This is a genomic window from Mycobacterium sp. (assembly GCF_035623875.1).
Lineage (GTDB): Bacteria > Actinomycetota > Actinomycetes > Mycobacteriales > Mycobacteriaceae > Mycobacterium.
In genome coordinates this window covers 1-26,611 of sequence record NZ_DASPSP010000071.1, presented here as the reverse complement: position 1 = coordinate 26,611, position 26,611 = coordinate 1, and the positions used below count along the sequence as shown (strand labels likewise).

Sequence of the window (26,611 nt, the reverse complement as noted above, 5' to 3'; positions counted from 1 at the left end):
CCCGCCCGCGCATGCTGGCCCGGGCAGCTCTGATCCGAACCTTGATGCGAGCTTTCTCGATGCGCTCACCAAAGCGGGCATCACCGTCCTAAGCCGGACAGGCGCCGTCAAGGACGGTAAGGCGGCATGCGGGATGATGGAGCAAGGGCAGCCCGAACTTGACGTCATCCAACACGTGGCGCGGCAGAATCCGGGCTTGAACACGACTAGAGCCGCTCAGTTCACCGCGATCGCGGCCAGCGCTTACTGTCCGCAATTCTTACAACGCGCCAGCGACACCGGCGGGGCGAGCGCGCCACCCCCACCCGGCCGAGTGGGAATATCGGGCAGCAGCCGAGAGTAGCTGCGGGGCAAACCAATCCAAATCTTGAAAGTCGATTTGGCGGCCCAGGTTCAACGCGAACTCTCGTATGTCCTATTCCTAGCGGTGCTGGTTTATGTCTTGAATAAAGCTGCGGCGAGGCCATCTAGTGATGCGTCACCCTAACGGCGACTTGTCGTTCGGCCAGCGTCGCAACGTCCGCGGTCGTGAAGTAATCGACAGCGAACTGCGGTTGCTGTTTGGGCAGCTATATTGCCGAAGCGACAGATCAGGAGCGCAGCTTATGGCCCATGACGGTGCGCGTTGCGCCTGCATCGATGCCCGGGTTGGTTACGACTACCTCTAGCCAGCCGCTTGGAGAGTAAATCTGCCTGGTGAACCTCGGGTTCGCGATGGTAACGGTAAGCACGCCGGCTTCGTTTACGGCGTAGGAGTCATCATTACCACCGTGAACGCCATCTGTGGAGTCTCGCATGACGGTCCACCGATCGGGCTCTATGTCGACGCGCGCCGCGGAACGACACCCGACCATCCACACGCCGTTGTGCGGCAGCGCCGTTACTCTCGCCGTCCACCGGATATGCCCACTCGGTTCGGTGGGGGCTCGGTACTCTCGCCGCCGTTGTCGCTGGCCCGTTGCAGGTATTGCGGGCAGTAGGCGCTTGCTGCAATTGCGGTGAACTTGGCGGCGCTGGTGGTGCTGATTCCCGGGTTCTGCTCGGTCACGTGCTGGATGACGTCAAGTTCCGGCTGGCCCTGGTCCATCAGCCCACATGCCGTCTTGCCCGCGTTGACGGCGCTGGCTCCGTTGCTAAAGGTGATACCTGCCTTCGTCAGCGCGTCCAGGAAGCTCGCATCAACGCCCGGGTCAGCGCTGCCGGGGCCAGCCTGGGCCGGCACAGCTGAACCCAGGGTGACGGCGATGCCAACCAGCACCAGGAGACGTCGCATCGCTCCATCATGACTCACGGCGGCGCTGTTGTCGTATCTGCACCACCGGCCCGGGAATGCTGCCAAGATCAGACGGTGGCCGAGAAAATCGAAGTCCAACGCAAAATCGCCGCTCCCCCAGCCGACATCTTCGCAGTGCTCTGCGATCCACAGGGTCATGTCGCCATCGACTCATCCGGAATGTTGCAGGACGCCGAAGGCGGGCCCGTTGCCGCCGCCGGTGACAGCTTCGTCGTTCATATGGACCGTGAGTCGCTCAACGACTTTCCAGAACTGGGCAAGTACGACGTCACCGTCACCATTCGCGACTTCGAGCCCGACCGGCTGATCTCGTGGACGGTTTTGGGCCAGCTTCGCCCGCAGATCGGCCACGTGTACGGCTACCGGCTCGAACCCGACGAGCAGGGTGACGGCACGCTCGTCACCTCGTTCTACGACTGGTCCGACATCCACGAGCAGTGGCGCGAGGCCGGAATTTTTCCCGTCATGTCTGAACTCGCGTTGCGGGCCACGCTGGGCATCCTCGATCGGACTGTGCGCCGCGGATACTCGAAAGGCTGAGTGAGCACCGCTCACAAATCTCGACGTCAACCTGTAGTTGACGAATTGCCACCGTCAACCTAACGTTGACGGCATGACAGACTCCGCCTCTGGGCCGACACCGGTCGCCCATCCCGTCCGACTCGACGAGCTGATCAACGCCATCAAGCAGGTCCACACCGACGTGCTGGACCAACTCAGCGACGCCGTCTTGGCGGCCGAGCACCTGGGCGAGGTCGCCGACCATCTGATCGGGCACTTCGTCGATCAGGCCCGCCGATCGGGAGCCTCCTGGACCGACATCGGCAAGAGCATGGGCGTCACCAAGCAAGCAGCGCAGAAGCGGTTCGTGTTGCGGGCCGAGGCCACGTCACTCGACCCCAACCAGGGCTTCGAACGTTTCACCCCCCGGGCCCGCAACGTCGTCGTCGTCGCTCAGAACGCCGCGCATGAGGCTGGCAACGGCAAGATCACGCCCGACCACCTATTGCTGGGTCTGTTGGGTGACCCCGACGCGCTGGCCACCAAGCTGCTCACCGCGCAGCAGGTCGACCCCGAATCGGTCCGTGCAGCGATCACGCTGCCATTGGCCGTCGATAATCCACCACAGCTGATCCCGTTCAGCGGTCCGGCCCGCAAAGCACTCGAGCTGACCTTCCGTGAAGCACTTCGCTTGGGCCACAACTACATCGGCACCGAGCATCTGTTGCTCGCGCTCCTCGAACTGGAAGACGGTAGCGGGCCGCTGCACCAGGCGGGCATCGACAAAGACCGCGTCGAAGCCGATCTGACCGCCGTGCTCGAATCTCTGGTGGCCGGTAAGAAACAGGCGACGTAGTCGTCGCCGTGTGCCATCATGCGAGAGTCGTAGAGGCCGGCCCAGAGGAGAAAGGATGCGCCGCTTGCTGCTGGACAAGAAGACGGGCTATCACTTGGCGCAGTGGAACCTATAGCCGCGAAACCGCTTTTGGCAGTGTGCATCGCGACGGTTGATTCCGTCGACATTGCCGAGTTGGCTGCGGTCGCAGGACGCACCTTTCCATTGGCGTGTCCCCCGTCGGTCACGCCCGCGAACATCGCGGCATTCGTCGACGCCAACCTATCCGACGAACGCTTCGCCGAGTATCTTGCCGATCCGCGACGGCTGATCCTCACCGCCAGTCAAGACGGTCGAATTGTCGGTTACGCCATGCTGATTCGCGGTGTCGGCGACGACCCCCACGTGCAGCGCGCCGTGCCCGTTCGACCAGCCGTGGAACTTTCGAAGATGTATGTGCTGCCGGACAAGCACGGCTCTGGCGTATCCACCGCACTGATGGACGCCGCGCTCGCCGCTGCCGTCGACTGGGGCGCCCAATGCATGTGGCTGGGTGTCAATCAGAAAAATCTTCGCGCACAACGGTTTTACAGCAAGTGCGGGTTTACAATCAATGGCACCAGGACTTTTCAGTTAGGCACCCGTACCGAAAGCGACTATGTCATGGTGCGCCAGTTTGCTGCGGCCTAAGCGTTGACAGCCGCGGTCAGCGCCAGCAGCCGCGACATCGCCCGCAGGTACTTCTTCCGGAAGCCACCGGCCAGCATCTCGTCGCTGAAGATGCGGTCCAGCTTCTCCCCCGAAGCCAGCACCGGGATGCCGGCGTCGTAGAGCCGGTCGGTCAGCGCTACCAGCCGCAGCGCTACGTTCTGGTCGTCGATGGCGTGCGCTCCCGTCAGAAAAACCGCCGTCACACCCTCGATCAACGTCGAATAACGCGACGGGTGCATGGTGGCCAGGTGGGCGCAGAGGGCGTCGAAGTCGTCGAGTGTCTCCATGAACGTCGCAAACGCCTTGGGACCGGCCGCATGGTCGGGCAGCTGACGGTAAGCAGCGGCCAGCAAATGCGTCTTTCCGACACCGAAACCACCGTCGAGGTATAGCCCGCTGCCCGGCAGCGCCTCTCGCCCGCCGAACAGCTTCTTGCGGCCGGCCCGGCGCTCGACGGCCTGCCGGCAGAACTGTTGGCATGCCGCGACGGCGGCGGACTGCGTCGGCTCGGCCGGGTCAGGGTGATAGCTCGCGAAGCTCACGTCGGCGAAGGTCGGCGGCGTCAGCTGAACAATCAGCCGTTCGGGTGACACCGTGGGCTGCCGATCGACCAGATGAGCGACCCCGCCGGTGGCACCCGCGGAGCTGGGGCCGTGCATGCAGGGCACCCTACCGACGTGTTGCAATGATGCGCATGCGTGACCAAGCTGTCGACCACGCCGGCGGGATGCAGCTGAGACTGCTCGGCTCGGTCGACGAACTCGACGGCAGCGAATTGCCCGAGCTGTACGGCTACCCGGCGGAACTGAACAGGACGTGGCTGCGGGCGAACTTCATCGCCAGCCTCGACGGCGGCGCGACGTTCGGCGGCAAGTCGGGCCAGCTGGGTGGGTCCGGGGATCGGGCGGTGTTCAGCGTGCTGCGGGAACTCGCCGACGTGATCCTGGTCGGCGCGGGCACGGTGCGAGCCGAGGGTTATGCCGGCGCACGCTTGACCATCGCCCAGCGCCAGGGCCGCCAGGCCCGCGGACAAAACGAGGTCCCGCAGCTGGCGATGGTCACTAGATCCGGTCGCCTGGAGCGGGATATGCCGGTTTTCACCCGCACTGAGGTGCCGCCGCTGGTGTGCACCTGCGCCGCGGTCGTCGACCAGACCCGAAGCGGACTCGCCGGCCTTGCAGAGGTCGTTGAATGCTCGGTCGACGACCCCGCTCGAGTCGACGACGCCATGGTGCTGGCCGCGCTGGCCGACCGCGGCCTGTACCGGGTATTGACCGAGGGCGGTCCGACGCTATTCGGCTCGTTCGTCGAGCGCGGCATGGTCGACGAACTGTGCCTGACGATCGCGCCGAGCCTGGTCGGGGGTCAGGCCGGCCGCATCGCCGCTGGCCCGGGGCAGGTGCTGACCGGGATGCGCTGCGCGCACATCCTTACCGACGACGACGGTTACCTGTACACCCGCTACGTCAAAGCCTAAGCACCCCGCAGGAATGGCTACTGTGGTCGCATGAGCCGGCACGCCACAATCGCCACGTCGTTGATCGTGGTGACTGGGTTGCTGGCCGGCTGTGCACCTGGATTGGCCGCCAACCCGCGTTTCGCCACCAACTCAGGTGCGCGGCCGCAGGGGCAGGCGACGACAGCGAAGCCGCCCAATGGTCCGCCGCCGATCGCAACACCCAAGAACGATTTGTCGTGGCGTGACTGCACGTCAAAGGAATTCGCCGACGCCGCGGTCCCCGCAGCGCCCGGCGTCAAGCTGGATTGCGCGAGCTACGACGCCGACCTCGATCCTGTGAACGGTGCGGCCGGGACGCTGAGCATCGGTGTGGTGCGCGCCCGCTCGGTGCAGACTCCGCACGACGCCGGCCCACTGGTTTTCACCACCGGCTCGGACCTGCCCTCGTCGCTGCAACTGCCGGTGTGGCTGGCGCGGGCCGGCGCCGACGTGCTGCGCAGCCATCCCATCGTCGCCATCGATCGCCGCGGCATGGGCATGTCGAGCCCGGTGGACTGTCTCGACCAATTCGACCGCCAGGAGATCCGCGACCAGTCGCAGTTCGAAGCCGGCAACGACCCGGTCGCCAACCTCGCCGCCATCGTGCAGAACGCCACCACCAGCTGCACCGACACCATTGCGCCCGGCGACTCCGCCTACGACGACACCCACGCTGCCACCGACATCGAGCGGCTGCGTAGTACCTGGGACGTACCGGCGCTGGCGATGATCGGCATCGGCAACGGCGCCCAAGTAGCGCTCTCCTACGCGAGCTCGCATCCCGACAAGGTCGCCCGGCTGGTCCTCGATTCCCCGATCGCGTTGGGCGTCGGCGCCGAAGCCGCCGCCGAGCAAAAGGTCAAAGGCCAGCAGGATGCACTGGACGCATTCGCCGCCCAGTGCGCTGCGGTGAACTGCCCCCTGGGCCCCGACCCCAAAGCCGCGGTCAGCTCGTTGCTGGCCGACGCCCGCGCCAGCCACGGCCCGGCGAGTACGTCAACAGCCTCCCTTGCCAACGCCATCGGCACCGCGCTGGGCTACCCCACCGGTGACCGCGTCAGCGCCACCAACGACTTGGCCACCGCACTCGCAAACGCCCGCTCCGGTGACACCAACTTGCTGACCAGCCTGATCAATCGGGCGGAGGGCATCACCGGCACCGACGGGCAGTTCGTCAATTCGTGCAGTGACGCGATCAACCGCCCCACACCCGACCGGGTTCGAGAACTAGTGGTCGCCTGGGGCAAGCTCTACCCCCAGTTCGGCACCGTCGGTGCGCTCAATCTCGTCAAATGCGTGTCGTGGCCGAGCGCGTCGCCCCCCCAGCTACCGAAGAAGCTCAAAGTCAACGTGCTTCTCATGGGCGTGCAGAGCGATCCGATTGTCGGGTCGGAAGGCGTCTCGGCCACCGCCGCCACCATCATCAACGCCACTGCGGCCAGCAAGCGGGTGATGTGGCAAGGGATCGGCCACGGCGCCAGCGTCTATTCCTCATGCGCGGTCCCCCCGCTGATCGGCTACCTCGACAGCGGCCAGTTGCCCTCCACCGACACCTACTGTCCCGCCTGATCCTTCGGGCGATCGCCCGTGTACGGTGCGCTCGTGACGGCAGTTGATTCCCTTCGTGGCGGCCTGCGCGATTGGGCGCAGGCCACCTTTGGTCCCCGCACGGCCGCACCGAGCACTGCCACCGTGCTGCGTTCGGTGCTGTGGCCGCTGGCCATCATGTCGGTGATCCACCGCACCGTCGTGTTGCCCGCCAACGGCAACATCACCGACGACTTCAAGCCGGTCTACCGCGCGCTGTCGAACTTCCGGCACGGCTTGGAGTTCTACAACGAGCATTTCGACTACGTCGACCCGCACTACCTGTATCCGCCCGGCGGCACGCTGATCATGGCGCCGTTTGGCTATCTGCCGTTCGCGGAGTCACGCTACCTGTTCATCGCCATCAACAGTGCCGCCATCGTCATCGCTGCCTACGTCCTCTTGCGGATGTTCAACTTCGCGCTGACCTCGGTGGCGGCCCCAGCCTTGCTGCTCGCGATGTTCTGCACCGAATCCGTCACGAGCACATTGGTTTTCACCAACATCAACGGCGTCATCCTGCTGCTCGAGGTGTTGTTCCTGCGGTGGCTGCTCGATGGCTCCAAAGCCGGCAGCGTCAGACATCAGTGGTGGGCCGGTGTCGCGATCGGGCTGGCGTTGGTGGTCAAACCGGTGCTGCTGCCCCTGCTGCTGCTGCCGCTGCTGAACCGTCAGTGGCGCGCGGTGCTGGCCGCCATCGTGGTACCGGTGGCGTTCAACCTGGCCGCGCTGCCCCTGGTCGTGCACCCGATGGACTTCTTCACCCGCACTCTGCCGTACACGTTGGGCGTCCGCGACTACTTCAACAGCTCGATCGAAGGCAACGGCGTCTACTTCGGCCTGCCGACCTGGTTGATCCTGTTCCTGCGAATCCTGTTCACACTGCTCGCGATTGGCAGCTTGTGGCTGCTGTACCGCTACTACCGCACTCGTGATCCGCTGTTCTGGTTCACCACATCGTCGGGCGTGCTGTTGCTGTGGTCGTGGCTGGTGCTGTCACTGGCCCAGGGCTACTACTCGATGATGCTGTTCCCGTTCCTGATGACGGCGGTGCTGCCCAATTCGGTGATTCGCAATTGGCCCGCCTGGCTGGGCGTCTACGGCTTCCTGACGATGGACAAGTGGCTGCTGCTGCACTGGATGTACATCGGGCGGCCGCTGGACTACCTGAAGATCACCTACGGCTGGTCGCTACTGCTGATCGTGGTATTCACCGTGCTCTACTTCCGCTATCTGGATGCCAAGGCCGAGAACCGCCTGGAGGACGGGATTGATCCAGCATGGCTGACGTCCAAGCCGGAGCGCGCTAGCGTGAATGCATGACCGCTTCCCAGCAGCCGCACGTGCAACTTACCGACGACGAGTGGCGTCAAAAACTGACCCCCGACGAGTTCGCGGTGCTGCGACGGGCCGGGACCGAACGCCCGTTCACCGGTGAGTACACCGACACCAAGACCACTGGCATCTACCAATGCCGGGCGTGCGGCGCCGAGTTGTTCCGCAGTTCGGAGAAGTTCGAATCCCATTGCGGCTGGCCGTCATTCTTCGACCCGGCCAACTCCGACGCGGTGATCCTGCGCCCCGACCGCTCGATGGGCACCGTCCGCACCGAAGTGTTGTGCGCCAACTGCCACAGCCATCTGGGCCACGTGTTCGCCGGAGAGGGCTATCCGACTCCGACGGATCAGCGCTACTGCATCAACTCGATCTGCCTGCGCTTGGTGCCGAGCTGACTTTCCTGCCGAATGGCCAGTGGTGGCCACTTGGCGCAAGGAACTAGTCCAGTCGTGTTGCGTACATCTCCCAGAACGGGGCGTGTGCCCGACCATTGGGCAGCCACGACTGGAATAACCGAAACCGTTCCACCATGGGCTTGATCTGCTCGGCCTTATCGGGATTGCGCGCGATCATCATCTCAAAGGCTTCTACGCTGATGTTGACCTGATACGTGGTCGGCCATAAATACGTGATTTCCCAACCGGCGTCGGGGAACACCTGCAGGAAGTCATCCACGGATAGCGACCGCGGCGCACCATAGCCGTTGACGTTGCCGGGGCCGAATTCGACATGTAGAGCCGCGCTCCGGGCTTGGTCGCTCGGTGCAGATTCTGCGCATACGACCTCTTGAGCACCATCACGTCGGAAAAGAGGTGATAGAAGGCGCAGTCGACGACCGTGTCGAAGCGATTCTCGAGACCCTCCAGGGCCATCGCGTCGGCCACCTGGAAGTTCACCGAGACCCCGGCGCTCCGCGCGTTCTCCTTCGCCCGCTCGATTGCGGTCGGTGAGGAGTCGATGCCAGTCGCCGAGTAGCCCTGTGACGCGTAGTAAATGGCGTGGTGGCCCTGGCCAGTACCTGGGTCAAGAACCTCGCCCTTGATCGCCCCTAACGCGACGAGTTGCTGGACGACGGGTTGCGGGCCGCCGATATCCCACGGCGTAGCTGCCGGCAAGCCGTGCGAGACCTGCCGATCGGCATACATCTTCTCGTAGCGGGTGGGATCGACGTGTGCATGCTCGCCCATCCCGTCACGATAAAGCGTTTGTCGATGCCATGCTTGACTCGGCGCCGCCCTAGTCCACTCGAGTCGCGTGCACTGCCCAGAACGGGGCGTAGGCCCGACCGTTGGTGAGCCAGGGTTCGATGATCCGGAATCGCTCGACGAGCGGCTTGATCTGCTCGGCCATATCAGGATTGCGGGCGAGCATCATGTCAAGGGTTTCCCCGCTCATGTTGATCAGGTAGGTGGTCGGACCCAAATACGTTATCTCCCAGCCAGCGTCGGGGAACACCTGACGAAAGTCGTCCTCGGACAACGATCGTGGCATCTGGAAACCGTTGACATTGCCGGGGCCGAATTCAAACATGTAGAGCCGCGCTCCGGGCTTGGTCGCCCGGTGCAAAGCCTGCGCGTACGCACGCTGCAGCTCCGGCTCGGTCGAAAACGTGTGATAGAAGGCGCAGTCAACGACCGTGTCGAAGCGGCTCTCCAGACCCTCAAGCTTTGTCGCGTCGGCCAGTTGGAAGTTCACCGACACTCCGGCTTTCCGCGCGTTCTCTCTGGCCCGCTCCAGCCCGGTCGGTGACGCGTCGATGCCGGTGGCCGAGTAACCCTGTGACGCGTAGTAGATGGCGTGGTGGCCCGGACCGGTACCCGGGTCAAGAACTTCGCCCTTGATCGCCCCTAGCGCGACAAGTTGCCGTACGACCGGCTGCGGGCCGCCGATGTCCCACGGCGTGGCAGCCGGCAAGCCGTGCGAGAGCCGCTGATCGCGGTACATCTCTTCAAAGCGGCTCGGATCGGCCTGTGCAGGTTCGTTCATGACGTTAACGATATAACGTGAACTATCGGCGATGCAACGATCAGCGTCATGGCAGCGAGGCCACCAGCCGTTCGACGGGCACCCGCGGGCCGGTGAAGAACGGCGTCTCCTCGCGGGTGTGCCGCCGCGCGTCGGTGGCCCGCAACTCGCGCATCAGGTCGACGATCCGATGCAGCTCAGGGGCCTCGAACGCCAGGATCCACTCGTAGTCACCAAGCGCGAACGCCGGCACGGTGTTCGCCCGGACATCTTTGTATTCGCGGGCCGCCATGCCATGTTCTGCGAGCATGCGACGGCGCTCCTCATCGGGCAGCAGATACCACTCGTAGGACCGCACGAACGGGTAGACGCAGACGTAGGCACCCGGCTCCTCGCCCGCCAGAAACGCCGGGATGTGGCTCTTGTTGAACTCGGCCGGCCGGTGCAGCGCCACACTGCTCCACACCGGCGTGCACGCCCGGCCCAGCGTGGTGGTGCGCCGGAAATCCTCGTAGGTGGCCTGCAGCGCTTCAACAGTTTCGGCGTGCGTCCAGATCATGAAATCGGCATCTGCCCGAAAGCCGGCCACGTCGTAAAGCCCGCGCACCACAACGCCGCGCTCTTCGCGCTGCTTGAGGAAGGTCGCAGTCTCGTCGATGACGGCCCCACGGTCGTCATCAAGAGCCCCGGCGCGAACCGAGAACACCGAGAACATCAGATAGCGAACGGTGGCGTTGAGTGCGTCGTAATCCAAGCGGGCCATGAGAACTATGGTGCCACGGGGTTTTCGACCGCCCGGATCGCGCTGGTAACCGCTCGGCCAGCCGCGGCGATGCACGCCGGCACCCCGATCCCGTCGAGGTAGCTGCCTGCCACCGCCACGGTCGGCGGCAGTCCTGCGCGCAGTTCGGCGACCAGGTCGCGATGGCCGGGGCCGTATTGCGGCATTGCGTCCGGCCAGCGCTGCACCCGGACGTCCACCGGGTCGACAGTCAGCCCGAAAACGGTGCCCAGGTCCTGTATCGCCCACGCCAGCAGCTCGTCGTCGGAAGCGCGGCGGGCGAGCTCTTCGCCGAAGCGCCCGAACGAGAGTCGCAGTAGCTCCACATCGGTACGTCGTCCCCACTTTCGCGACGACAACGTAACGGCTTTGGCGTGCAACCGTTCTCCGCTCGCGACCAGCACGCCCGAACTCTGCGGGAACCGGATACCGCGGGGCACGGCCAGCGCCACCACCACCGAGGAGGCGCTGGCGATGCGGCTCGCCGCGGCGGCGGTGCGCGGCGCGATGGCGTCGGCGAGCCCGACCAGGCGGGCAGCCGGGACGGCCAGGATTACCGCGTCGGCGCGCCACTGGCCACCAGCGTCGTCGCGCAGCGTCCAACCCCGCCCAGGAGCTTCAGCAGCCTCGATACCGTCCACCGCCGCCTGGACCCAATTGAGCCGGCTGCGACGAACGAGTTCGTCGACCAGCACGGTGTAACCGCCGCCCACCGCGCCGAATATCGGGCCTGCGGTGACGCTCATCAGGGCCTGGCGGACCGCGTCGGTCAAGTGGGCGGCGCCGCCGTCCAGAACGGCAGCCAGGGTCGGGGCAGCCGAGCGTAGTCCGATGGTCGCGGCCGACCCCGCGTACACCCCGCCGAGCATCGGATCCACCGACCGGGCCACCACTTGCTCGCCGAACCGGTCTGCCACCAGGTCGGCGACGGCGGGATCGCCGCCGGGCTGCCAGCGAAACGGACGACTCGGCTCGGAAGCAATACGCGCGAGGGTGGCGTCGTTCACCAAGCCGGCCATCGACTCTGCGGACGACGGAATGCCATTGAGCGTGGCTGCCGGCAGCGGATGCAGCCGATTCTGGCTGTAGATCAGCGGGCGCGCTCCGGTGGTTCCGACTTGCCGGTTCGCCAGGCCCAGTTCGTCTAGCAGCGCCGGCATCTCGGGCCGCCGTACGACGAACGCCTCGGCGCCGACGTCCATCGGGACACCGCCGACCTGCTCGGTGCGCAGCACCCCGCCGAGCCGGTCGGCCGGATCGAACAACGTGATGCTCGCCTCGTCGCCGAGGACCGTCCGTAACCGGTAGGCCGCTGCCAGACCCGAGATTCCGCCGCCAACAACACAATACGAGTGAGCGCCGGACGTCATAACGAGTGGACCAGCGACACCAGGTCGGTGAGCACACCGGGATCGGTTTCCGGCAGCACGCCATGCCCAAGGTTGAAAATGTGCCCGGCCGCGCCGGCGTCCACAGCGCGTCGCCCGTCGTCGACCACCGCGCGGGCGGCCCGCTCCACCGCCGGCCAGCCGGCCAGCAACACCGCCGGATCGAGGTTGCCCTGAAGCGCCGTCCCGGTCTCGACTCGCGCGGTGGCATCGACCAGCGAGGTTCGCCAATCGACGCCGATGACCGTGGCACCTGCCTCCGCCATAGCGCCCAGTAGTTCTGCGGTGCCGACCCCGAAATGCGTCATCGCGACGCCGCGGTCGGCGAGTGCCGCGAATACCCGCGCGCTGTGCGGCAGCACGTAGCGACGGTAGTCGGCCAGCGACAGCGCGCCCGCCCACGAGTCGAACACCTGGATCGCATCCACCCCGGCGTCGAGTTGGACCCGCAAAAACCCGATGGTGAGGTCAGTCAGCTTTTCCATCAGCGCATGCCAGCAGGTCGGTTCGGCCAGCATCATCGCCTTGGTGCGGGCGTGGTGGCGACTCGGGCCGCCCTCGACCAGGTAGGACGCCAGCGTGAACGGTGCCCCCGCGAACCCGATCAGCGGAACATCGCCCAGCGCCTCCACGAGTAGCGAAACCGCATCCGAAACCGGCTGAACACGTTGTGGTTCAATAGGTTTCAATGCATCGACGTCGGCGGCGGTGCGCACTGGCGCTGCGATGACAGGTCCGACGTCGGGGACGATGTCCAAGTCGACGCCGGCGCCGCGCAGCGGGACCACGATATCGGAGAACAAGATCGCGGCGTCGACGTCATGACGGCGTATCGGCTGCAGGGTGATCTCGGTGATCAGTTCGGCGTCGAAGCACGCCGCCATCATGCTGTGCTGTGCCCGCAGTGCACGGTATTCCGGCAGCGATCGGCCTGCCTGCCGCATGAACCACACCGGCACCCGGTGCGGTTTGCGGCCGGTTGCCGCGGCCAGATACGGCGATTCGGGAAGCGTGCGACGCATACTCATCAACCTCAATGCTGCCACGACCGGCGGGTGCGATAAGCCGCCGGTTCGGACGTGCGTAACATCCAGATATGCCAGTGCGCCATCCATCAGTCGACTACGACGAATTCCCAAGTCTGCGAATCGAATCGAGTGAGAACGGTGTGCTGCACCTGATTCTCGACGCTCCCGGGCTCAATTCGGTCGGGCCGCAGATGCACCGCGATCTCGCCGACATCTGGCCGGTGATCGATCGCGACCCCGACGTGCGCGCCGTCCTGGTCCGCGGCGAAGGCAAGGCATTCTCCTCCGGGGGCAGCTTCGATCTGATCGACGAGACGATGGGCGAGTTCAACGACCGGCTGCGCATCATGCGCGAGGCCCGCGACTTGGTACTCAACATGGTCAACTTCGACAAGCCGGTGATTTCGGCGATTCACGGACCCGCCGTCGGCGCGGGCCTGGTGGTGGCGCTGCTCGCCGACGTTTCGGTGGCCGGGCGAACCGCCAGGATCATCGACGGGCACACCAAGCTGGGTGTGGCCGCGGGCGATCACGCGGCCATCTGCTGGCCGCTGCTGGTCGGCATGGCCAAGGCCAAGTACTACCTGCTCACCTGCGAGCCACTGTCGGGCCAGGAAGCGGAACGGATCGGGCTGGTCTCGATTTGTGTGGACGACGACGAGGTGCTCGGCACCGCAGCTCGCATCGCGGCGGATCTGGCGCAAGGCGCGCAGGCGGCGATCCGCTTCACCAAGCACAGCCTCAACCATTGGTACCGGATGTTCGCACCGGCCTTCGAAACATCCCTGGGCCTAGAGTTTCTGGGGTTCGGCGGGCCTGACGTCCGGGAGGGTCTGGCCGCCCACCGCGAAAAGCGGCCGGCGCGTTTCTCCGCCGACTCGGACTCCGCGGGAACCGCCGAATAATCCGGTACCGCCGGTACCCTCCCCGCCGAAACGGCGCGCCTTTTTCCGCATATCGGCCGATAGGTCTAGCGTCAGAGGTTGTGCGCGCCAGCGACGATGCAGAGCGTGGCGATGAAGAGGAGCGGCGCTCGTGACAACAGCCGAGCCGGTCCCGTTTCGCGATGCGGTCGCGGCGATGAGTGCTGCCTGCGTGCGCTCGGAAATCGAGCTGGGCCCGATCCGGCCGCCTCAGCGTCTGGCGCCGTTCAGCTACGCGCTTGGCGCCGAGGTCAAACGCCCCGAGCTCGACCAGGTGCCGGAGCAGTCCGACGGTGACGCGTTCGGCCGGCTGATCCTGCTGTACGACCCGGATGGGGCCGAGGCCTGGGATGGCACCATGCGGCTGGTCGCCTACATCCAGGCCGACCTGGACTCCAGCGAGGCCGTCGACCCGCTGCTGCCGGAGGTGGCGTGGAGCTGGCTGGTCGACGCGCTGGACACCCGCGCCGAGCATGTCACCGCGCTCGGCGGCACGGTCACCGCCACCAGCTCGGTGCGCTACGGAGACATCTCCGGACCGCCGCGCGCCCACCAGCTGGAGCTGCGCGCGTCCTGGACCGCGATCACCCCTGACATTGGCACACACGTCGAGGCGTTCTGCGAGGTGCTCGAACATGCGGCAGGGCTGCCACCGGTCGGGGTGACGGATTTGGGCACACGGTCCCGCGTCTGACATGGCCGAGGCCACAGTCGAAGAACCGGAAAGCACGGAGCCAGACGTAACGCCGCTGCTTGCGCCCGCCAACGGTGTGCCCGACCTCTCGACGACCGCCAGCGAGATCGCTGCCGCCGCACAACTGCTGGCCGGCGGGCACGGAGCATTCGCAGTCGATGCCGAACGAGCCTCGGGGTTTCGTTACTCCAACCGCGCCTACCTGATTCAGATCCGCCGGGCCGGCGCCGGCACCGTGCTCATCGATCCGGTCAGCCACGGCGGCGACCCGTTGAGCGTGCTGCGGCCCGTCGCCGAGGTGCTCGCCGAGGACGAGTGGATTCTGCACGCCGCCGATCAGGACCTGCCGTGCCTGGCCGAGGTCGGCATGCGACCGCCGGCGCTGTACGACACCGAGCTGGCCGGGCGGTTGGCCGGCTTCGACCGGGTCAACCTGGCGGCCGAGGCACAACGGCTGCTCGGTGTGGGTCTGGCGAAAGGCCACGGCGCGGCGGACTGGTCCAGACGTCCGCTGCCCTCAGCGTGGCTGAACTACGCGGCCCTCGACGTAGAAGTGCTCATCGAATTACGGGACGCGATCGCGGGCGTGCTGGCGGAGCAGGGCAAAACCGATTGGGCCGCAGAGGAATTCGATTACCTGCGGACCGTGGGCCAGGACCCACCACCGACCCGCAGGGATCGCTGGCGACGCACATCCGGAATCCACCGGGTGCGCAACCAGCGCGGCTTGGCTGCGGTTCGCGAATTGTGGGCCGCGCGAGACGAAATCGCTCAACGGCGCGATATCGCGCCGGGGCGCATCTTGCCCGACTCGGCTATCATCGAAGCCGCCATCGCCGACCCGAAGACGATCGACGACTTGATCGCCCTGCCGATCTTCGGCGGTCGCCGGCAACGCCGTAACGCCACCACATGGTTGGCGGCCCTCAAATCAGCGCGGGAAAACCCCGGTCCCGCCGAGGAGACCGAGCCGCCCAACGGACCACCGCCGCCAGCGCGCTGGCTCAAGCGCAGACCAGAGGCCGCGGCACGACTAGATGCTGCCCGCACTGCGCTGCGTGAACTCTCCCAACGGGTCTCGGTGCCTACCGAGAACCTGGTCTCGCCCGACCTGGTACGACGGCTGTGCTGGGATTGGGAGGGCGCCGACGATCCGGCGACGGCAATTGACGAGTTCTTGGCCGCCGGCCAGGCGCGCTGTTGGCAGCGTGAGCTGGTGGACCCGGTACTGGCCGCAGCACTGAAACCCGTTGACTGACCGTCGCCGTCGCTAATCCAGGTGCTCGCTGATCTCCGCTGCGGACTCAACACCGTTGCCCAGGGCAGCTGCCACCCAGCCGGTGACCTGGCGGGCCACGTTCTGCTCGGTGAGACCGGCTTCGGCGAGCACCTCGCCGCGCGACGCGTGGTCGAAGAATTGTTGCGGCAGTCCGACGTCGCGGCACGGCACATCGATCTCGTTGTGCCGGAATGCCGCTGACACCGCCGAACCAACGCCGCCGTTGACGCCGTTGTCTTCCAACGTGACGACCAGCTTGTGCGCGCGCGCCAATTCGGCCACCACATCCGAAACCGGCAGCACCCACCGCGGGTCGATCACTGTCACACCAATGCCCTGGTTGCGCAGCCGCTCGGCCACCGCCAGGCCCATCGATGCGAATGCCCCGACCGCCACCAGCAGCACATCGGCGGTCAGCCCGTCGGCCGGCACCGCGAGCACGTCTACGCCGGAGCGCCGCTGAAGCGCCGGAATTTCTTCGCCGACATCGCCTTTCGGGAATCTGATCGCAGTGGGACCGTCGTTGATGTCGAGCGCCTCGCCGAGCTCTTCGCGCAGTCGGGTGCCATCCCTGGGCGCGGCAACCCGCATCCCGGGGACGATGCCCAGCATCGACAGATCCCACATGCCGTTGTGGCTGGCCCCGTCCGGTCCGGTGATGCCGGCCCGATCAAGCACCACGGTGACCGGCAGCTTGTGCATCGCGACGTCCATCATGATCTGGTCGAATGCGCGGTTGAGGAATGTCGAATAGATCGCCACCACTGGGTGCATGCCGCCCATGGCCAGGCCGGCGGCCGACGTTATCGCGTGCTGCTCGGCAATGCCGACGTCGAACAGCCGATCCGGGAAACGCTGCCCGAACGCCGTCAGCCCGGTAGGCCCGGGCATGGCGGCGGTGATCGCGACGATGTCGCGGCGTCTGGTCGCATAGTCGATCAGCGATTCGGAGAACGTCGCCGTCCAGCTCGGTCCCGGGACCTTGGTCGCGATCCCGGTCGCCGGGTCAATCACCCCGCAGGAATGCATCTGCTCGGCCTCGTCGGCCTCGGCTGGGCCGTAGCCCATGCCCTTGTGGGTGACCACGTGCACCAGCACCGGGCCGCGGAATCCGCGGGCGCTGCGCAGCGCGGTCTCCACGGCATGTTCGTCGTGGCCGTCGACCGGCCCGACGTACTTCAAACCCAAGTCGGTGAACAGCAGCTGCGGCGAAAGCGCGTCCTTGACACCGGCTTTGACGCTGTGCATGACGTGGTAGGCCAATTCGCCGAACACCGGCATCCCGCGAACCGCCGTACGGCCCCGCTCCAAGAGGTGCTCGTAGCTGGGCTGCAGCCGCAAGGCGGCCAGATGGTCGGCCAAACCGCCGAAGGTCGGGGCGTAGCTGCGGCCGTTGTCGTTGACGACGATGATCACCGGCCGGTGCGCGGCCGCGATGTTGTTCAGCGCCTCCCAGCACATGCCGCCGGTGAGCGCGCCGTCGCCCACGACCGCCACCACGTGCCGGTTGCGGTGCCCGGTCAGCTCGAACGCCTTGGCCAACCCGTCGGCGTAGGACAACGCTGCGCTGGCGTGGCTTGACTCAACCCAGTCGTGTTCGCTCTCGGCCCGAGACGGATAACCCGACAACCCACCCTTTTTGCGCAGCGTCTCGAAGTCCGCGGCGCGACCGGTCAGCATCTTGTGTACGTAGGCCTGGTGTCCGGTGTCGAAGATGATCGGATCGTGTGGCGAGTCGAAAACCCGATGCAATGCCAGTGTCAGCTCGACGACGCCGAGGTTAGGCCCCAGATGCCCTCCGGTGGCGGCCACCTTGTGAATCAGAAACTCGCGGATCTCGTCGGCCAGATCCCGCAAGTCCGCCTGGGAAAGGTACTGCAGATCGGCGGGCCCGCGGATCTGTTCAAGCATTTCGCCAGTGTACGCACGACCGCCAGCGAACTTTGCCGACCTGCGGAGATACCTCGCTGGCACCCGACGCCAAAAATCAACAACGCGCGCAGCCTCGGCGAGGCTGATAGCGTTACGCCCCGGTGAGCCGGGAAGCCTGGTCGGCGTTTATTTCGTGTTATTCGGGGTTTCCCTGCTATTCAGGGCGATTCAGGAGTGCACGATGACTTGCACGGTGGACGCGACCGCGCTGAGCAGACAGACGTCAGGTTGGGCGGCGTGATCACCGCGTCCGGCCTATTGGCGGCGGCGCTGAAATCTTGAGCGCCGTTTCGGCCTGCGCGGTGCCCAGCCACGGGTACGCACGGCGGCAGGACCGCCAATGAGCGCCTTTCATGCCATCTACGTGACCACGGTGTTCGTGGTCGCCTACGTGTTGATCGCGACGGAGCGTTTCAGCCAGACATTGGTGGCGCTGGGCGGCGCGGTGGCCATGTTCTTCTTGCTAGTGATCAATTCCGATGAAGTCTTCTACTCCCGCGACGGCCACCTTGGTCGGCGACCCAACCAGCATCATCATCGGCACCGGAGGCCACCTGAGCTTCATCACGTTCTCGGCCCGGATGCCAGGTCACGCGGAGCACCGGAGTTCAGTATGGTGTCCGTGTGCGGGCAGAGGACCTCGAAGAGAAGTTCCCCATCGTGCCCATCGATTCCGACGCAGTCGAAGCTGCTCGCAAGATCGCCGAGCACCATCTGCCCGGGCTCTTGGTCACCGACACGTCCGGGCAACCGTACGCGGTGCTGCCGGCGTTCGCGATACTGCGATTCATCCTGCCGCGCTATGTGCAGGACGATCTGACACTGGCCGGTGTCGTCGGCGATCCGACATCTGACCAGGCCGTGCAGAATTTGGCGGGCAAGACGGTCGGCGACGTGCTGCCCGACTACCTGCGCGACATTCCATCGGTCGATGCGCGTGCCACCGTCACCAAGGTGGCCGCGGAGATGGTGCGGCTGCGAAGTCCGCTGATCGCGGTCACCAAGGACGGGAAGTTGCATGGCGTGATCACCGCATCGCGCCTGCTGGCCGCGGCGCTCAAGTTTTAAGCGCTGCGTCGCCGCACATGCTCAACCAGACGCGTACCCAACGGCAGGACAGCTGGTGAGTGCCTTTCATGCCATCTATGCATCGACAGTGTTCGTGGTCGCCTATGCGTTGATCACCACCGAGCGTTTCAACAAGACCACGGTCGCGCTAGCTGGCGCCGTAGCCGTGTTCTTTTTGCCGGTCATCAATTCCGATGAAGTCTTCTACTCCCGCGACACCGGGATCGACTGGGACGTTATCTTTTTGCTCCTCGGGATGATGATCATCGTCAGCGTCGTGCGGCAGACCGGCGTATTCGAATACATTGCGATCTGGTCGGCCAAGCGCGCCAAGGGCTCCCCGCTGCGGATCATGATCCTGCTGGTGTTGGTCACCGCGCTCGGATCGGCCTTTCTGGACAACGTGACCACCGTCTTGTTGATCGCACCGGTCACCCTGCTGGTGTGCGATCGGCTGGCGGTCAGCCCAGCGCCGTTTCTCATCGTCGAAGCGTTCGCCGCCAATATCGGTGGCGCGGCGACCCTCGTCGGTGACCCAACCACGATCATCATCGGCACCGGGGCCCACCTGAGTTTCATTTCGTTCCTGGCCAACATGGGGCCGGCGGTGATCATCGTGCTCGCCGCCCTGCTGTTGCTGCTGCCCCGGATGTTCCCCGGCGCTTTCACCGTCGATGCCGAGCGGGTCGCCGATGTCATGACACTGGACCAGGACGAAGCCATCCGAGATCGCAAGCTGCTGATTCAATGCGGGATTGTTCTGATCCTGGTGTTCGCCGGGTTCGTCGCGCACAAAGAGATCCACATGGAGCCGTCGCTGGTAGCGATGACCGGCGCCGGCATGCTGATCATTATCTCCGGGCTGACCCGCGAGTTTTACCTGTCCAGCGTCGAGTGGGAGACGCTGCTGTTCTTCGCGGGACTGTTCATCATGGTCGGGGCCCTGGTGCGGACCGGCGTCATCAGTAGCTTGGCCCATGCGGCCAGCCATGCAACCCACGGCAATGAGTGGCTGACGACGATGCTGATCCTCGGCGTGTCCTTCCTGTTCAGCGGCTTTGTCAACAACGTTCCGTACGCCGCAACCATGACACCGATCGTCGCCGAGTTCGCCGAGTCCATTCACGGCCACGCCAGCTCAGGTGTGCTGTGGTGGTCCCTGCTACTGGGCACCGTCCTCGGTGGCAACCTCACCGCTGTCGGGGCCAGCGCGAATATCGTCGTCGTCGGAATCGCGGAACGCGCAGGCAACCCCGTGTCTTTTTGGGGGTTCACTCGAAGGGGCGCGATAGTGACCGCGATTTCGTTTGTTATTTCCGTCGCATATCTCTGGGTGCGCTACTTCGTCCTGAGTTAAATCGCCGCGCCGCCCGGGCGCCAGGTCAGGCGGAGACTTGGAAAACACCCATGCCGAAGCTGATCACCGGAGCTCTCGACGCAAGTATTGTGGCGGTGTGCGGGCAGAGGATCTCGACGAGAATTTCCCAGTCGTCAACATCGACTCAAATGCGCTTGATGCGGTCCGACTGCTCGCAGAGCACCGTTTAAACGGGCTCGTGGTTGTGACTGATACATCGGAAACACCGTACGCGGTGTTACCGGCCTCCCAAGTCGTCCGCTTCATCGTGCCGGGCTACGTGCAAGACGATCCCGGGCTGGCCGGTGTGCTGACCGAATCGATGGCCGATCACGCCGCAGAGAAGCTGAGCGGCAAGACCATCCGCGACATGCTGCCAAAGCAGCGCCAGCACATTCCGGTGGCGGACGCCGATGACACCATCATCGAGGTGGCCGAGGTGATGGCTCGCCTGCGGAGTCCGCTGGTCGCCGTAGTCAAAAACGACAAGTTGCACGGGGTCATCACCGCGTCTCGTCTGTTGGCCGCGGCTCTGAAAGAGTGATCGGGTACATTTACTTCGCCTTCACCTAGAACTTAGCCACTGTCAACCGAAGCGCTCAAAAAGCAACTGCGCGAAGCAGTTCCGGGGAAAGGGCATAGCGCCTGATCCCCAGGAACGTCAAAGGATTTTATTGTAGGCTGCCTGCGTGCTGAGGAGATCGTGGAGAAGTTCCCGGTCGTGAACATCGACTCCCCCGCGCTGGATGCAGTTCGCCTGCCGCCCGTAGCACTGAAATATGATCGGGCGATTGCGGAATGTCGCCAATGATGTACTACGCGATCACGGTCTTCGTGGTCGCCTAGGCATTCAATCTCGGAGTACATGTCCAACGTCGAATGGGACACCCTGCTGTTCATGGTCGGCCTGTTCATCATGGTTGGCGCCCTGTTCAAAACCGGCATCATCAAGATTCTGGGCGAGCTGGCCGCCAGCGCCACCGGCGGCAACGTCTTGCTGACGACCATGCTGATCCTGGTTGTTTCGACACTGGTGTCCGGTTTCATCGACAACGTGCCCTACGTGGCCACGATGACGCCGATCGTCGGCCACTTGGCCTCCACAATGACCGGACCGCACCACCACCACGTGCTGTGGTGGTCGCTGGCGCTGGGCGGTGACTTGGGCGGCAACCTGATCGCCGTCGGATCCAGTGCCAACATCGTCATGCTCGGCATAGCGGTGCGATCCGGCCACCCCATCTCTTTTGGGGAATTCACCCGCAAGGGCATCGTGATCACGATGATCTCCACCGCGCTTTGCGCGATCTACTTGTGGTTGCGGTATTTCGTGCTTGCGTAATTGTCAGTGCGTCAACAGCGCGACGCACTCGATGTGATGGGTCAGCGGGAACGAGTCGAACGCCGAAATCTGATTGACGACGTAGCCGTGGCGCCGATACAGACCGATGTCGCGGGCGAATGACGCCGCCTCGCAACCGATGTGCACTATCCGCGGGACCTCGGCCGCGGCCAGCAAGTCGATCACGTCGCGTCCGGCGCCGGCGCGGGGCGGATCCAGTACAGCCACGTCCGCGCCGCGGCGTTGTGCGGTCAGCGCCCGCCGCACCGAATCGGTGATCACACTCACCTGCGCGAGCTCGGCTAAGGTGGCGCGTGCCGCCCGCGACGCCGCCCGCGAGCTGTCGACGCTCATCACCTGTCCGGACTCCCCGACCGCGTCACCGAGCACCGCGGCGAAAACCCCTACGCCACCGTAGAGATCCCAGGCGGCCATGCCCGGGGCCGGTTGGGCCCAGTCGCTGACCAGTTCGCTGTAGGTCCGTGCCGCGTCGCAGTGCGCCTGCCAGAAAGCCGTGACCGGGACCTGCCAGGTGTGCCGACCTGCCCGCTGCACGCCGTGGAAGTTGCCCTCGACCACTTCCGTCGACGTTCGTCGACCCTGGCGCGCCGTGTGCACCACGTGTCGCTGACCGTCGTCGTCGATGACGACGTGCAGGTGCGCCCCGGGCGGCCATTCGGTGCACGCCAAGCCGTCGGTCATCCCGACCGACAGCTGGCCACAGTTGAGATCGGTGACCAGCTGATCGCTGCGGTAGCGATGAAAACCGGCGCGACCGTCAGCGCCGATGTCGAGCCGGACCCGGGTTCGCCAACCGGTCGCGCCCACCGGCGTCAGCGGTTGGACCGCGCCATGCCACTGGTAATTGCCAAGGCGGGCAAGCTGATTGGAGACGACCTCGGCTTTGAGCACACGCGCCGCTTCCGGCTCGACGAAAGCCAGATCGCAGCAACCGGCACCGTCCACTCCGGCGATCGGGCATAGCGACGCCCTACGGTCGTCCGACGGCTCGATCACCTCGACAGCGTCGGCGTGCCAGTAGGAACCCCGATCTGCGGTGACCCGCACCCGCACCTTCTCGCCGGGCAGCGCGTAGCGGACGAACACCACCCGGCCGTCGTGGCGTGCCACACAACTGCCCCCGTTGGCGGGCGCGCCGGCGGTCAGCGTCAGTTCCGCGGAAGCGGGTGATAGCCCCGCGCTGGATTCGGGTGTCAATCGAAGATCCCTCGACGGGCATCGCCGGGAGCCGCATGCGGATGCATTGCCTTGAGTCGCTCCGACGAATTCAGTTGCCAGGGAACCGATGTCACCATCACCCCCGGCATGAACAGCAAACGGCCCTTCAGCCGCAGCGCGCTCTGATTGTGCAGCAGATGCTCCCACCAATGGCCCACGACATACTCCGGCAGGAAGACCGTCACCACGCTGCGCGGCGATTCCTTGTTCACTCGTTTAACGTAATCCAGTATCGGCCGGGTGATTTCGCGGTACGGCGAAGCTATGACCTTCAGCGGCACGTTGACATCGCTGTCTTCCCATCTGCGGACCAGATCACGGGTTTCGGCGTCGTCGACGCTGACCGTGACGGCCTCAAGTACGTCGGGCCGCGTCGCGCGCGCATAGGCCAGCGCGCGCAGCGTCGGCAGATGCAACTTCGACACCAGCACCACGGCGTGGTTGCGGCTGGGCAAGACCACCTCAGCGTCTTCGGCAGCCTGCTGCTCCAGTTCCACGGTGACAGCGTCGTAATGCTTCCGGATCATTTTCATCAGGACGAAAAGTAAAACCATCGCGACAACAGCGATCCACGCGCCGGCAAGGAACTTGGTGATCGAGACGACGAACAACACCGTGCCGGTGGCCACGAACCCGATCGTGTTGACCACCCGGGAACGCAGCATCGTGCGCCGGACCGCGGGATCGGTCTCATTGCGCAGCAACCGCGTCCAGTGTCGGACCATGCCGATTTGACTCAGCGTGAACGATATGAACACCCCGACGATATACAGCTGAATCAGCGCGGTGACCTGCGCGCGGAACGCGATGATCGCCGCGAGAGCAGCCACCGCCAGGAATACGATGCCGTTGGAGAATGCCAGCCGGTCTCCGCGCGTATGTAGTTGGCGCGGAAGATAACTGTGCTGCGCGAGTACGGAGCCGAGTACCGGGAACCCGTTGAACGCCGTGTTGGCCGCCAAGACCAGGATGAGCGCGGTCACCGCTGCGATCAGCAGAAAACCGATCTGGAAGCTGCCGAACACCGCCTGGGCGATCTGCGTGACGAGAGTCTTTTGTTGATAGTCGCGCGGGATACCGCTCAGCTGCGTGGCGGGATCCTCGACGATCCGGACTTTCGTCTTCTCGGCCAGCAAGATGATGCCCATCAACAGGCTGACCGAGATCGTGCCCAGCATGAGCAGTGTCGTTGCCGCATTGCGCGACTTGGGCTTTCGAAATGCCGGTACTCCGTTGCTGATCGCCTCCACACCGGTGAGTGCCGCGCAGCCCGACGAGAACGACCGCGCCACCAGGAACACCATCGCAAAGCCGGCGATCTGGCTACGCTCGGCATGCATCACGAAGCCGGCGGATTCGGCCCGCAGCGGCTCGCCGAAGACGTAAATCCGGAACAGCCCCCAGCCGAGCATGACGCCGACGCCGACGATGAACGCGTAGGTCGGGATCGCGAAGGCCACCCCAGACTCACGGACACCGCGCAGGTTCATCGCCATCACCAGCAGGATCGCGCTCACGCAGAACAGCACCTTGTGGCTCGCCACGAACGGAATGGCAGAGCCGATGTTCGACATGGCCGATGCCGTCGAAACAGCCACCGTGAGAACGTAATCCACCATCAGGGCGCTCGCGACCGCAAGGCCGGCGTTAGCGCCCAGGTTGGTGGTAACCACTTCGTAGTCGCCGCCGCCGGACGGGTAGGCATGCACGTTCTGCCGGTAGCTGGCCACCACGACCAGCATCACCGCCGCCACCGCCAGGCCGATCCACGGCGTCAACGAATACGCCGCCAGCCCGGCTACCGAAAGCATCAGAAAGACCTCCTCGGGGGCGTAAGCCACCGAAGACAACGCATCGGAAGCGAACACCGGCAAGGCGATCCGCTTGGGCAGCAGTGTGTGGCTCAGTCGATCGCTGCGAAACGGCCGACCCAACACCAGCCGACGTGCCGCGGTCGAAAGTTTGGACACGAGAGCCAAGAGTAAGCCCAACCAGGCCTGCCGGTACGGTTAACTAGACGGCGATGTCGCGGCCCAAACCGGCTGGCCACCGCGGTTGGCGGTGGGACCCGACGAGTAACACGCACGCGAGAGGACCCGCAAGTGCGACTGGTTGTTATGGGGTGCGGCCGGGTGGGGTCGTCGGTGGCCAACGGATTGTCTCGGCTCGGCCACGACGTCGCGGTCATCGACAGCGACAGCACCGCGTTTGGCCGGCTGAGCCCCGACTTCGCCGGTGAGCGCGTGCACGGCCTGGGATTCGACCGAGACGTGCTGCTCAGGGCGGGTATCGAGGAGGCCGATGCCTTCGCCGCGGTGTCATCCGGCGACAACTCCAACATCATTTCGGCCCGGCTGGCTCGGGAGATCTTCCAGGTGCCGCGAGTTGTCGCGCGGATCTACGACGCCAAACGTGCGGAGGTTTACGAACGGCTCGGCATTCCCACGATTGCCACCGTGCCGTGGACGACCGATCGGCTGCTCAACGCGCTCACCCGAGATACCGACACCACCAAGTGGCGGGACCCGACCGGGACGGTCGCCGTCGCCGAGGTCGCGCTGCACGAGGGCTGGGTGGGCCACCGGGCCACCGATCTGGAAACAGCCACCGGCGCTCGGGTGGCGTTCCTGATCCGATTCGGTGCCGGCGTGCTTCCGGAACCGAAGACGGTCATCCAAGCCGGCGATCAAGTTTATATCGCCGCCATATCCGGCCACGTGGCTGAGGCATTGGCCATTGCGGCGCAACCACCGAGCGAGGACCTCTAGGCATGAAAGTAGCTATCGCCGGAGCCGGCGCGGTCGGTCGTTCGGTCGCCCGCGAACTCGTGGACAACGATCACGATGTGACGCTGATCGACCGCAACCCCGCGCACATCGACGTCGACGCCATTAAGGCCGCGCACTGGCGACTCGGCGACGCCTGCGAGATGAGCGTGCTGCAGTCGATACGCCTCGAGGAATGCGACGTCGTGGTGGCAGCCACCGGCGACGACAAGGCGAACGTAGTGCTCAGCTTGCTGGCCAAAACTGAGTTCGCGGTGCCCCGGGTGGTGGCCCGGGTCAACGAGCCCCGCAACGAATGGCTGTTCACCGACGCCTGGGGCGTCGACTGGGCGGTGTCCACCCCGCGGATGCTGGCGTCCTGGATCGAGGAGGCCGTCGCAGTCGGAGACCTGGTGCGGCTGAAGGAGTTCCGGAACGGTCAGGCCAACCTGGTCGGGATCACGCTGCCTGACGACACGCCGTGGGGCGGCAAGCCGGTGCGGAAGTTGGAGCTGCCGCGGGACGCCGCGCTGGTGACGATCCTGCGTGGGCCCAGGGTCATCGTGCCGCAGGCCGACGAGCCGCTGGAAGGTGGTGACGAGTTGCTGTTTGTGGCGGTCACCGAGGTGGAGGAGGAGTTGCGCCAGCTGTTGCTGCCTCTGCAATGACGGTGGCCATCTGCAGTGCCCGCTGCGCCATCCTGATCGCCAGGTAGGTCACCACTGCCGACGCTGCGGTCAGCGGCCAGCCCATCGAGATCCGGGCCACCACAAGCCAGCCCGTGTGGTCAGAGTCGTACAGCAGCCGCTGCACCACGAAGCGGGCGGCGAAGACCAGCACCCAGGTAAGCGTGGCGATATCGAAGGCGTAGACCGCACGGCGGACATCGCGCCAGGCCCGATCGTGCCCGCCCAGCCAGCTCCAGATGTAGCCGACAACCGGCCGTCGGATCAGGATGGACGCCGCGAATACCGCCGCCCACAACAGCGATGTCCAGATGCCCAGCAGAAAATAGCCCTTGGACTCCCCCAGCATGTAGGCGATCAGCGCGCAGACCACGACGCCGATGAGTCCCGACACCGCGGG

25 protein-coding genes and 3 pseudogenes are annotated in these 26,611 nt (G+C 65.2%); 17 read left to right on the top strand and 11 right to left on the bottom strand.

Features of this window, described 5'->3' with window-relative positions:
- Positions 1–343: DUF732 domain-containing protein (locus VEI45_RS06175; RefSeq protein WP_324851148.1), on the top strand; the 343-nt coding region annotated here is incomplete at its 5' end.
- Positions 344–880: 537 nt separating this feature from the next.
- Here VEI45_RS06175 and VEI45_RS06170 read toward each other — a convergent pair.
- Positions 881–1,273: a DUF732 domain-containing protein gene (locus tag VEI45_RS06170; RefSeq protein ID WP_324851146.1), complete on the bottom strand. Its 393-nt coding sequence runs from the start codon at positions 1,271–1,273 to the stop codon at positions 881–883.
- Between the two features lie 75 nt (positions 1,274–1,348).
- Between VEI45_RS06170 and VEI45_RS06165 the strand changes: the two genes are divergently transcribed.
- From VEI45_RS06165 to VEI45_RS06155, 3 genes are all read left to right on the top strand, one after another.
- Positions 1,349–1,834, top strand: a complete 486-nt coding sequence (locus tag VEI45_RS06165; protein ID WP_324851144.1) for an SRPBCC family protein — start codon at positions 1,349–1,351, stop codon at positions 1,832–1,834.
- Positions 1,835–1,907: 73 nt separating this feature from the next.
- Positions 1,908–2,651, top strand: coding sequence for a Clp protease N-terminal domain-containing protein (locus VEI45_RS06160; RefSeq protein WP_324851142.1), 744 nt, complete (start codon positions 1,908–1,910; stop codon positions 2,649–2,651).
- Between the two features lie 129 nt (positions 2,652–2,780).
- Complete coding sequence (locus VEI45_RS06155; protein WP_414687409.1) at positions 2,781–3,320, top strand: GNAT family N-acetyltransferase; 540 nt, start codon at positions 2,781–2,783, stop codon at positions 3,318–3,320.
- On the opposite strand, the gene zapE is transcribed toward VEI45_RS06155, so the two are convergent.
- Positions 3,317–4,000: an AFG1/ZapE family ATPase gene (gene zapE, locus VEI45_RS06150; RefSeq protein ID WP_414687408.1), complete on the bottom strand. Its 684-nt coding sequence runs from the start codon at positions 3,998–4,000 to the stop codon at positions 3,317–3,319. The genes VEI45_RS06155 and zapE overlap by 4 nt on opposite strands.
- Positions 4,001–4,035: 35 nt before the next feature.
- On the opposite strand from zapE, the gene VEI45_RS06145 reads away from it, so the two are divergent.
- From VEI45_RS06145 to msrB, 4 genes are read left to right on the top strand one after another with little or no spacing between them, the layout of a single operon-like run.
- The gene (locus tag VEI45_RS06145; RefSeq protein WP_324851138.1) at positions 4,036–4,818 is read left to right on the top strand and encodes a pyrimidine reductase family protein; all 783 of its coding nucleotides are present in this window, start codon (positions 4,036–4,038) and stop codon (positions 4,816–4,818) included.
- Positions 4,819–4,848: 30 nt separating this feature from the next.
- Positions 4,849–6,408 carry an alpha/beta fold hydrolase gene (locus VEI45_RS06140; protein ID WP_324851136.1) on the top strand — a complete coding sequence of 520 codons (1,560 nt, stop codon included), beginning with the start codon at positions 4,849–4,851 and terminating at the stop codon, positions 6,406–6,408.
- A gap of 18 nt (positions 6,409–6,426) precedes the next feature.
- Positions 6,427–7,749, top strand: a complete 1,323-nt coding sequence (gene aftC / locus VEI45_RS06135) for an arabinofuranan 3-O-arabinosyltransferase (RefSeq protein WP_324851133.1) — start codon at positions 6,427–6,429, stop codon at positions 7,747–7,749.
- Entirely contained in the window at positions 7,746–8,159 is a 414-nt protein-coding gene (gene msrB, locus VEI45_RS06130; RefSeq protein ID WP_324851131.1) for a peptide-methionine (R)-S-oxide reductase MsrB, read from the top strand. Before aftC ends, msrB begins: the two co-directional genes overlap by 4 nt.
- Positions 8,160–8,202: 43 nt before the next feature.
- Here the strand turns inward: msrB and VEI45_RS06125 are convergent.
- The 5 genes and pseudogenes from VEI45_RS06125 to hemE form a co-directional block, all read right to left on the bottom strand.
- Positions 8,203–8,951, bottom strand: a pseudogene (locus VEI45_RS06125) (class I SAM-dependent methyltransferase).
- A gap of 49 nt (positions 8,952–9,000) precedes the next feature.
- Positions 9,001–9,750, bottom strand: coding sequence for a class I SAM-dependent methyltransferase (locus VEI45_RS06120; protein WP_324851129.1), 750 nt, complete (start codon positions 9,748–9,750; stop codon positions 9,001–9,003).
- Positions 9,751–9,796: 46 nt separating this feature from the next.
- The gene (gene hemQ, locus VEI45_RS06115; protein ID WP_324851127.1) at positions 9,797–10,492 is read right to left on the bottom strand and encodes a hydrogen peroxide-dependent heme synthase; all 696 of its coding nucleotides are present in this window, start codon (positions 10,490–10,492) and stop codon (positions 9,797–9,799) included.
- Positions 10,493–10,497: 5 nt separating this feature from the next.
- Positions 10,498–11,880 (bottom strand): protoporphyrinogen oxidase, encoded by a 1,383-nt coding sequence (locus VEI45_RS06110; RefSeq protein WP_324851125.1) that lies wholly within the window; start codon positions 11,878–11,880, stop codon positions 10,498–10,500.
- A complete protein-coding gene (gene hemE, locus VEI45_RS06105; RefSeq protein WP_324851123.1) occupies positions 11,877–12,926 on the bottom strand; it encodes a uroporphyrinogen decarboxylase in 1,050 nt (349 codons plus the stop codon). Before hemE ends, VEI45_RS06110 begins: the two co-directional genes overlap by 4 nt.
- Positions 12,927–12,994: 68 nt before the next feature.
- Between hemE and VEI45_RS06100 the strand changes: the two genes are divergently transcribed.
- The 3 genes and pseudogenes from VEI45_RS06100 (at position 12,995) to VEI45_RS06090 (ending at position 15,801) form a co-directional block, all read left to right on the top strand.
- A complete protein-coding gene (locus VEI45_RS06100) occupies positions 12,995–13,831 on the top strand; it encodes an enoyl-CoA hydratase/isomerase family protein (protein WP_324851122.1) in 837 nt (278 codons plus the stop codon).
- Positions 13,832–13,911: 80 nt separating this feature from the next.
- Positions 13,912–14,543 (top strand): annotated as a pseudogene (locus tag VEI45_RS06095) (DUF3000 domain-containing protein).
- Position 14,544: 1 nt separating this feature from the next.
- Positions 14,545–15,801 carry a ribonuclease D gene (locus VEI45_RS06090; RefSeq protein WP_324851120.1) on the top strand — a complete coding sequence of 419 codons (1,257 nt, stop codon included), beginning with the start codon at positions 14,545–14,547 and terminating at the stop codon, positions 15,799–15,801.
- A 12-nt stretch (positions 15,802–15,813) separates the two neighbouring features.
- Here the strand turns inward: VEI45_RS06090 and dxs are convergent, their stop codons facing one another.
- The gene (dxs, locus tag VEI45_RS06085; RefSeq protein ID WP_324851118.1) at positions 15,814–17,733 is read right to left on the bottom strand and encodes a 1-deoxy-D-xylulose-5-phosphate synthase; all 1,920 of its coding nucleotides are present in this window, start codon (positions 17,731–17,733) and stop codon (positions 15,814–15,816) included.
- A 645-nt stretch (positions 17,734–18,378) separates the two neighbouring features.
- Here dxs and VEI45_RS06080 point away from each other — a divergent pair.
- The 4 genes and pseudogenes from VEI45_RS06080 to VEI45_RS06065 form a co-directional block, all read left to right on the top strand.
- Entirely contained in the window at positions 18,379–18,822 is a 444-nt protein-coding gene (locus VEI45_RS06080; protein ID WP_324851116.1) for a CBS domain-containing protein, read from the top strand.
- Positions 18,823–18,877: 55 nt separating this feature from the next.
- Positions 18,878–20,179 (top strand): ArsB/NhaD family transporter, encoded by a 1,302-nt coding sequence (locus VEI45_RS06075; RefSeq protein WP_324851114.1) that lies wholly within the window; start codon positions 18,878–18,880, stop codon positions 20,177–20,179.
- A gap of 97 nt (positions 20,180–20,276) precedes the next feature.
- On the top strand, positions 20,277–20,723 hold the full coding sequence (locus VEI45_RS06070; protein ID WP_324851112.1) for a CBS domain-containing protein: 447 nt from the start codon (positions 20,277–20,279) through the stop codon (positions 20,721–20,723).
- Positions 20,724–21,035: 312 nt separating this feature from the next.
- Positions 21,036–21,521 (top strand): annotated as a pseudogene (locus VEI45_RS06065) (SLC13 family permease); the annotation flags it as partial.
- 3 nt (positions 21,522–21,524) lie between these two features.
- Here VEI45_RS06065 and VEI45_RS06060 read toward each other — a convergent pair.
- Positions 21,525–22,739: a class I SAM-dependent RNA methyltransferase gene (locus VEI45_RS06060; protein WP_324851110.1), complete on the bottom strand. Its 1,215-nt coding sequence runs from the start codon at positions 22,737–22,739 to the stop codon at positions 21,525–21,527.
- A complete protein-coding gene (locus VEI45_RS06055) occupies positions 22,736–24,730 on the bottom strand; it encodes an APC family permease (RefSeq protein WP_324851108.1) in 1,995 nt (664 codons plus the stop codon). The genes VEI45_RS06060 and VEI45_RS06055 overlap by 4 nt, the downstream gene beginning before the upstream one ends.
- Positions 24,731–24,862: 132 nt before the next feature.
- Here VEI45_RS06055 and VEI45_RS06050 point away from each other — a divergent pair, with 132 nt between their 5' ends.
- Both VEI45_RS06050 and VEI45_RS06045 read left to right on the top strand, forming a co-directional pair.
- A complete protein-coding gene (locus VEI45_RS06050; protein ID WP_324851106.1) occupies positions 24,863–25,528 on the top strand; it encodes a TrkA family potassium uptake protein in 666 nt (221 codons plus the stop codon).
- 2 nt (positions 25,529–25,530) lie between these two features.
- Positions 25,531–26,193, top strand: coding sequence for a TrkA family potassium uptake protein (locus tag VEI45_RS06045; RefSeq protein WP_324851104.1), 663 nt, complete (start codon positions 25,531–25,533; stop codon positions 26,191–26,193).
- On the opposite strand, the gene VEI45_RS06040 is transcribed toward VEI45_RS06045, so the two are convergent.
- On the bottom strand, positions 26,144–26,611 hold a 468-nt coding region (locus tag VEI45_RS06040; RefSeq protein ID WP_324851101.1), incomplete at its 5' end, for a DUF3159 domain-containing protein. The two genes, VEI45_RS06045 and VEI45_RS06040, sit on opposite strands and share 50 nt — an antisense overlap.

Excerpts from the sequence above, each read along its gene's own strand:
- VEI45_RS06170 (WP_324851146.1), bottom strand. The coding sequence starts at position 1,273 with ATGCGACGTCTCCTGGTGCTGGTTGGCATCGCCGTCACCCTGGGTTCA.
- VEI45_RS06160 (WP_324851142.1), top strand. The coding sequence starts at position 1,908 with ATGACAGACTCCGCCTCTGGGCCGACACCGGTCGCCCATCCCGTCCGA.
- zapE (WP_414687408.1), bottom strand. The coding sequence starts at position 4,000 with ATGCACGGCCCCAGCTCCGCGGGTGCCACCGGCGGGGTCGCTCATCTG.
- VEI45_RS06145 (WP_324851138.1), top strand. The coding sequence starts at position 4,036 with ATGCGTGACCAAGCTGTCGACCACGCCGGCGGGATGCAGCTGAGACTG.
- VEI45_RS06140 (WP_324851136.1), top strand. The coding sequence starts at position 4,849 with ATGAGCCGGCACGCCACAATCGCCACGTCGTTGATCGTGGTGACTGGG.
- msrB (WP_324851131.1), top strand. The coding sequence starts at position 7,746 with ATGACCGCTTCCCAGCAGCCGCACGTGCAACTTACCGACGACGAGTGG.
- VEI45_RS06120 (WP_324851129.1), bottom strand. The coding sequence starts at position 9,750 with ATGAACGAACCTGCACAGGCCGATCCGAGCCGCTTTGAAGAGATGTAC.
- hemQ (WP_324851127.1), bottom strand. The coding sequence starts at position 10,492 with ATGGCCCGCTTGGATTACGACGCACTCAACGCCACCGTTCGCTATCTG.
- VEI45_RS06110 (WP_324851125.1), bottom strand. The coding sequence starts at position 11,880 with ATGACGTCCGGCGCTCACTCGTATTGTGTTGTTGGCGGCGGAATCTCG.
- hemE (WP_324851123.1), bottom strand. The coding sequence starts at position 12,926 with ATGAGTATGCGTCGCACGCTTCCCGAATCGCCGTATCTGGCCGCGGCA.
- VEI45_RS06100 (WP_324851122.1), top strand. The coding sequence starts at position 12,995 with ATGCCAGTGCGCCATCCATCAGTCGACTACGACGAATTCCCAAGTCTG.
- VEI45_RS06090 (WP_324851120.1), top strand. The coding sequence starts at position 14,545 with ATGGCCGAGGCCACAGTCGAAGAACCGGAAAGCACGGAGCCAGACGTA.
- dxs (WP_324851118.1), bottom strand. The coding sequence starts at position 17,733 with ATGCTTGAACAGATCCGCGGGCCCGCCGATCTGCAGTACCTTTCCCAG.
- VEI45_RS06045 (WP_324851104.1), top strand. The coding sequence starts at position 25,531 with ATGAAAGTAGCTATCGCCGGAGCCGGCGCGGTCGGTCGTTCGGTCGCC.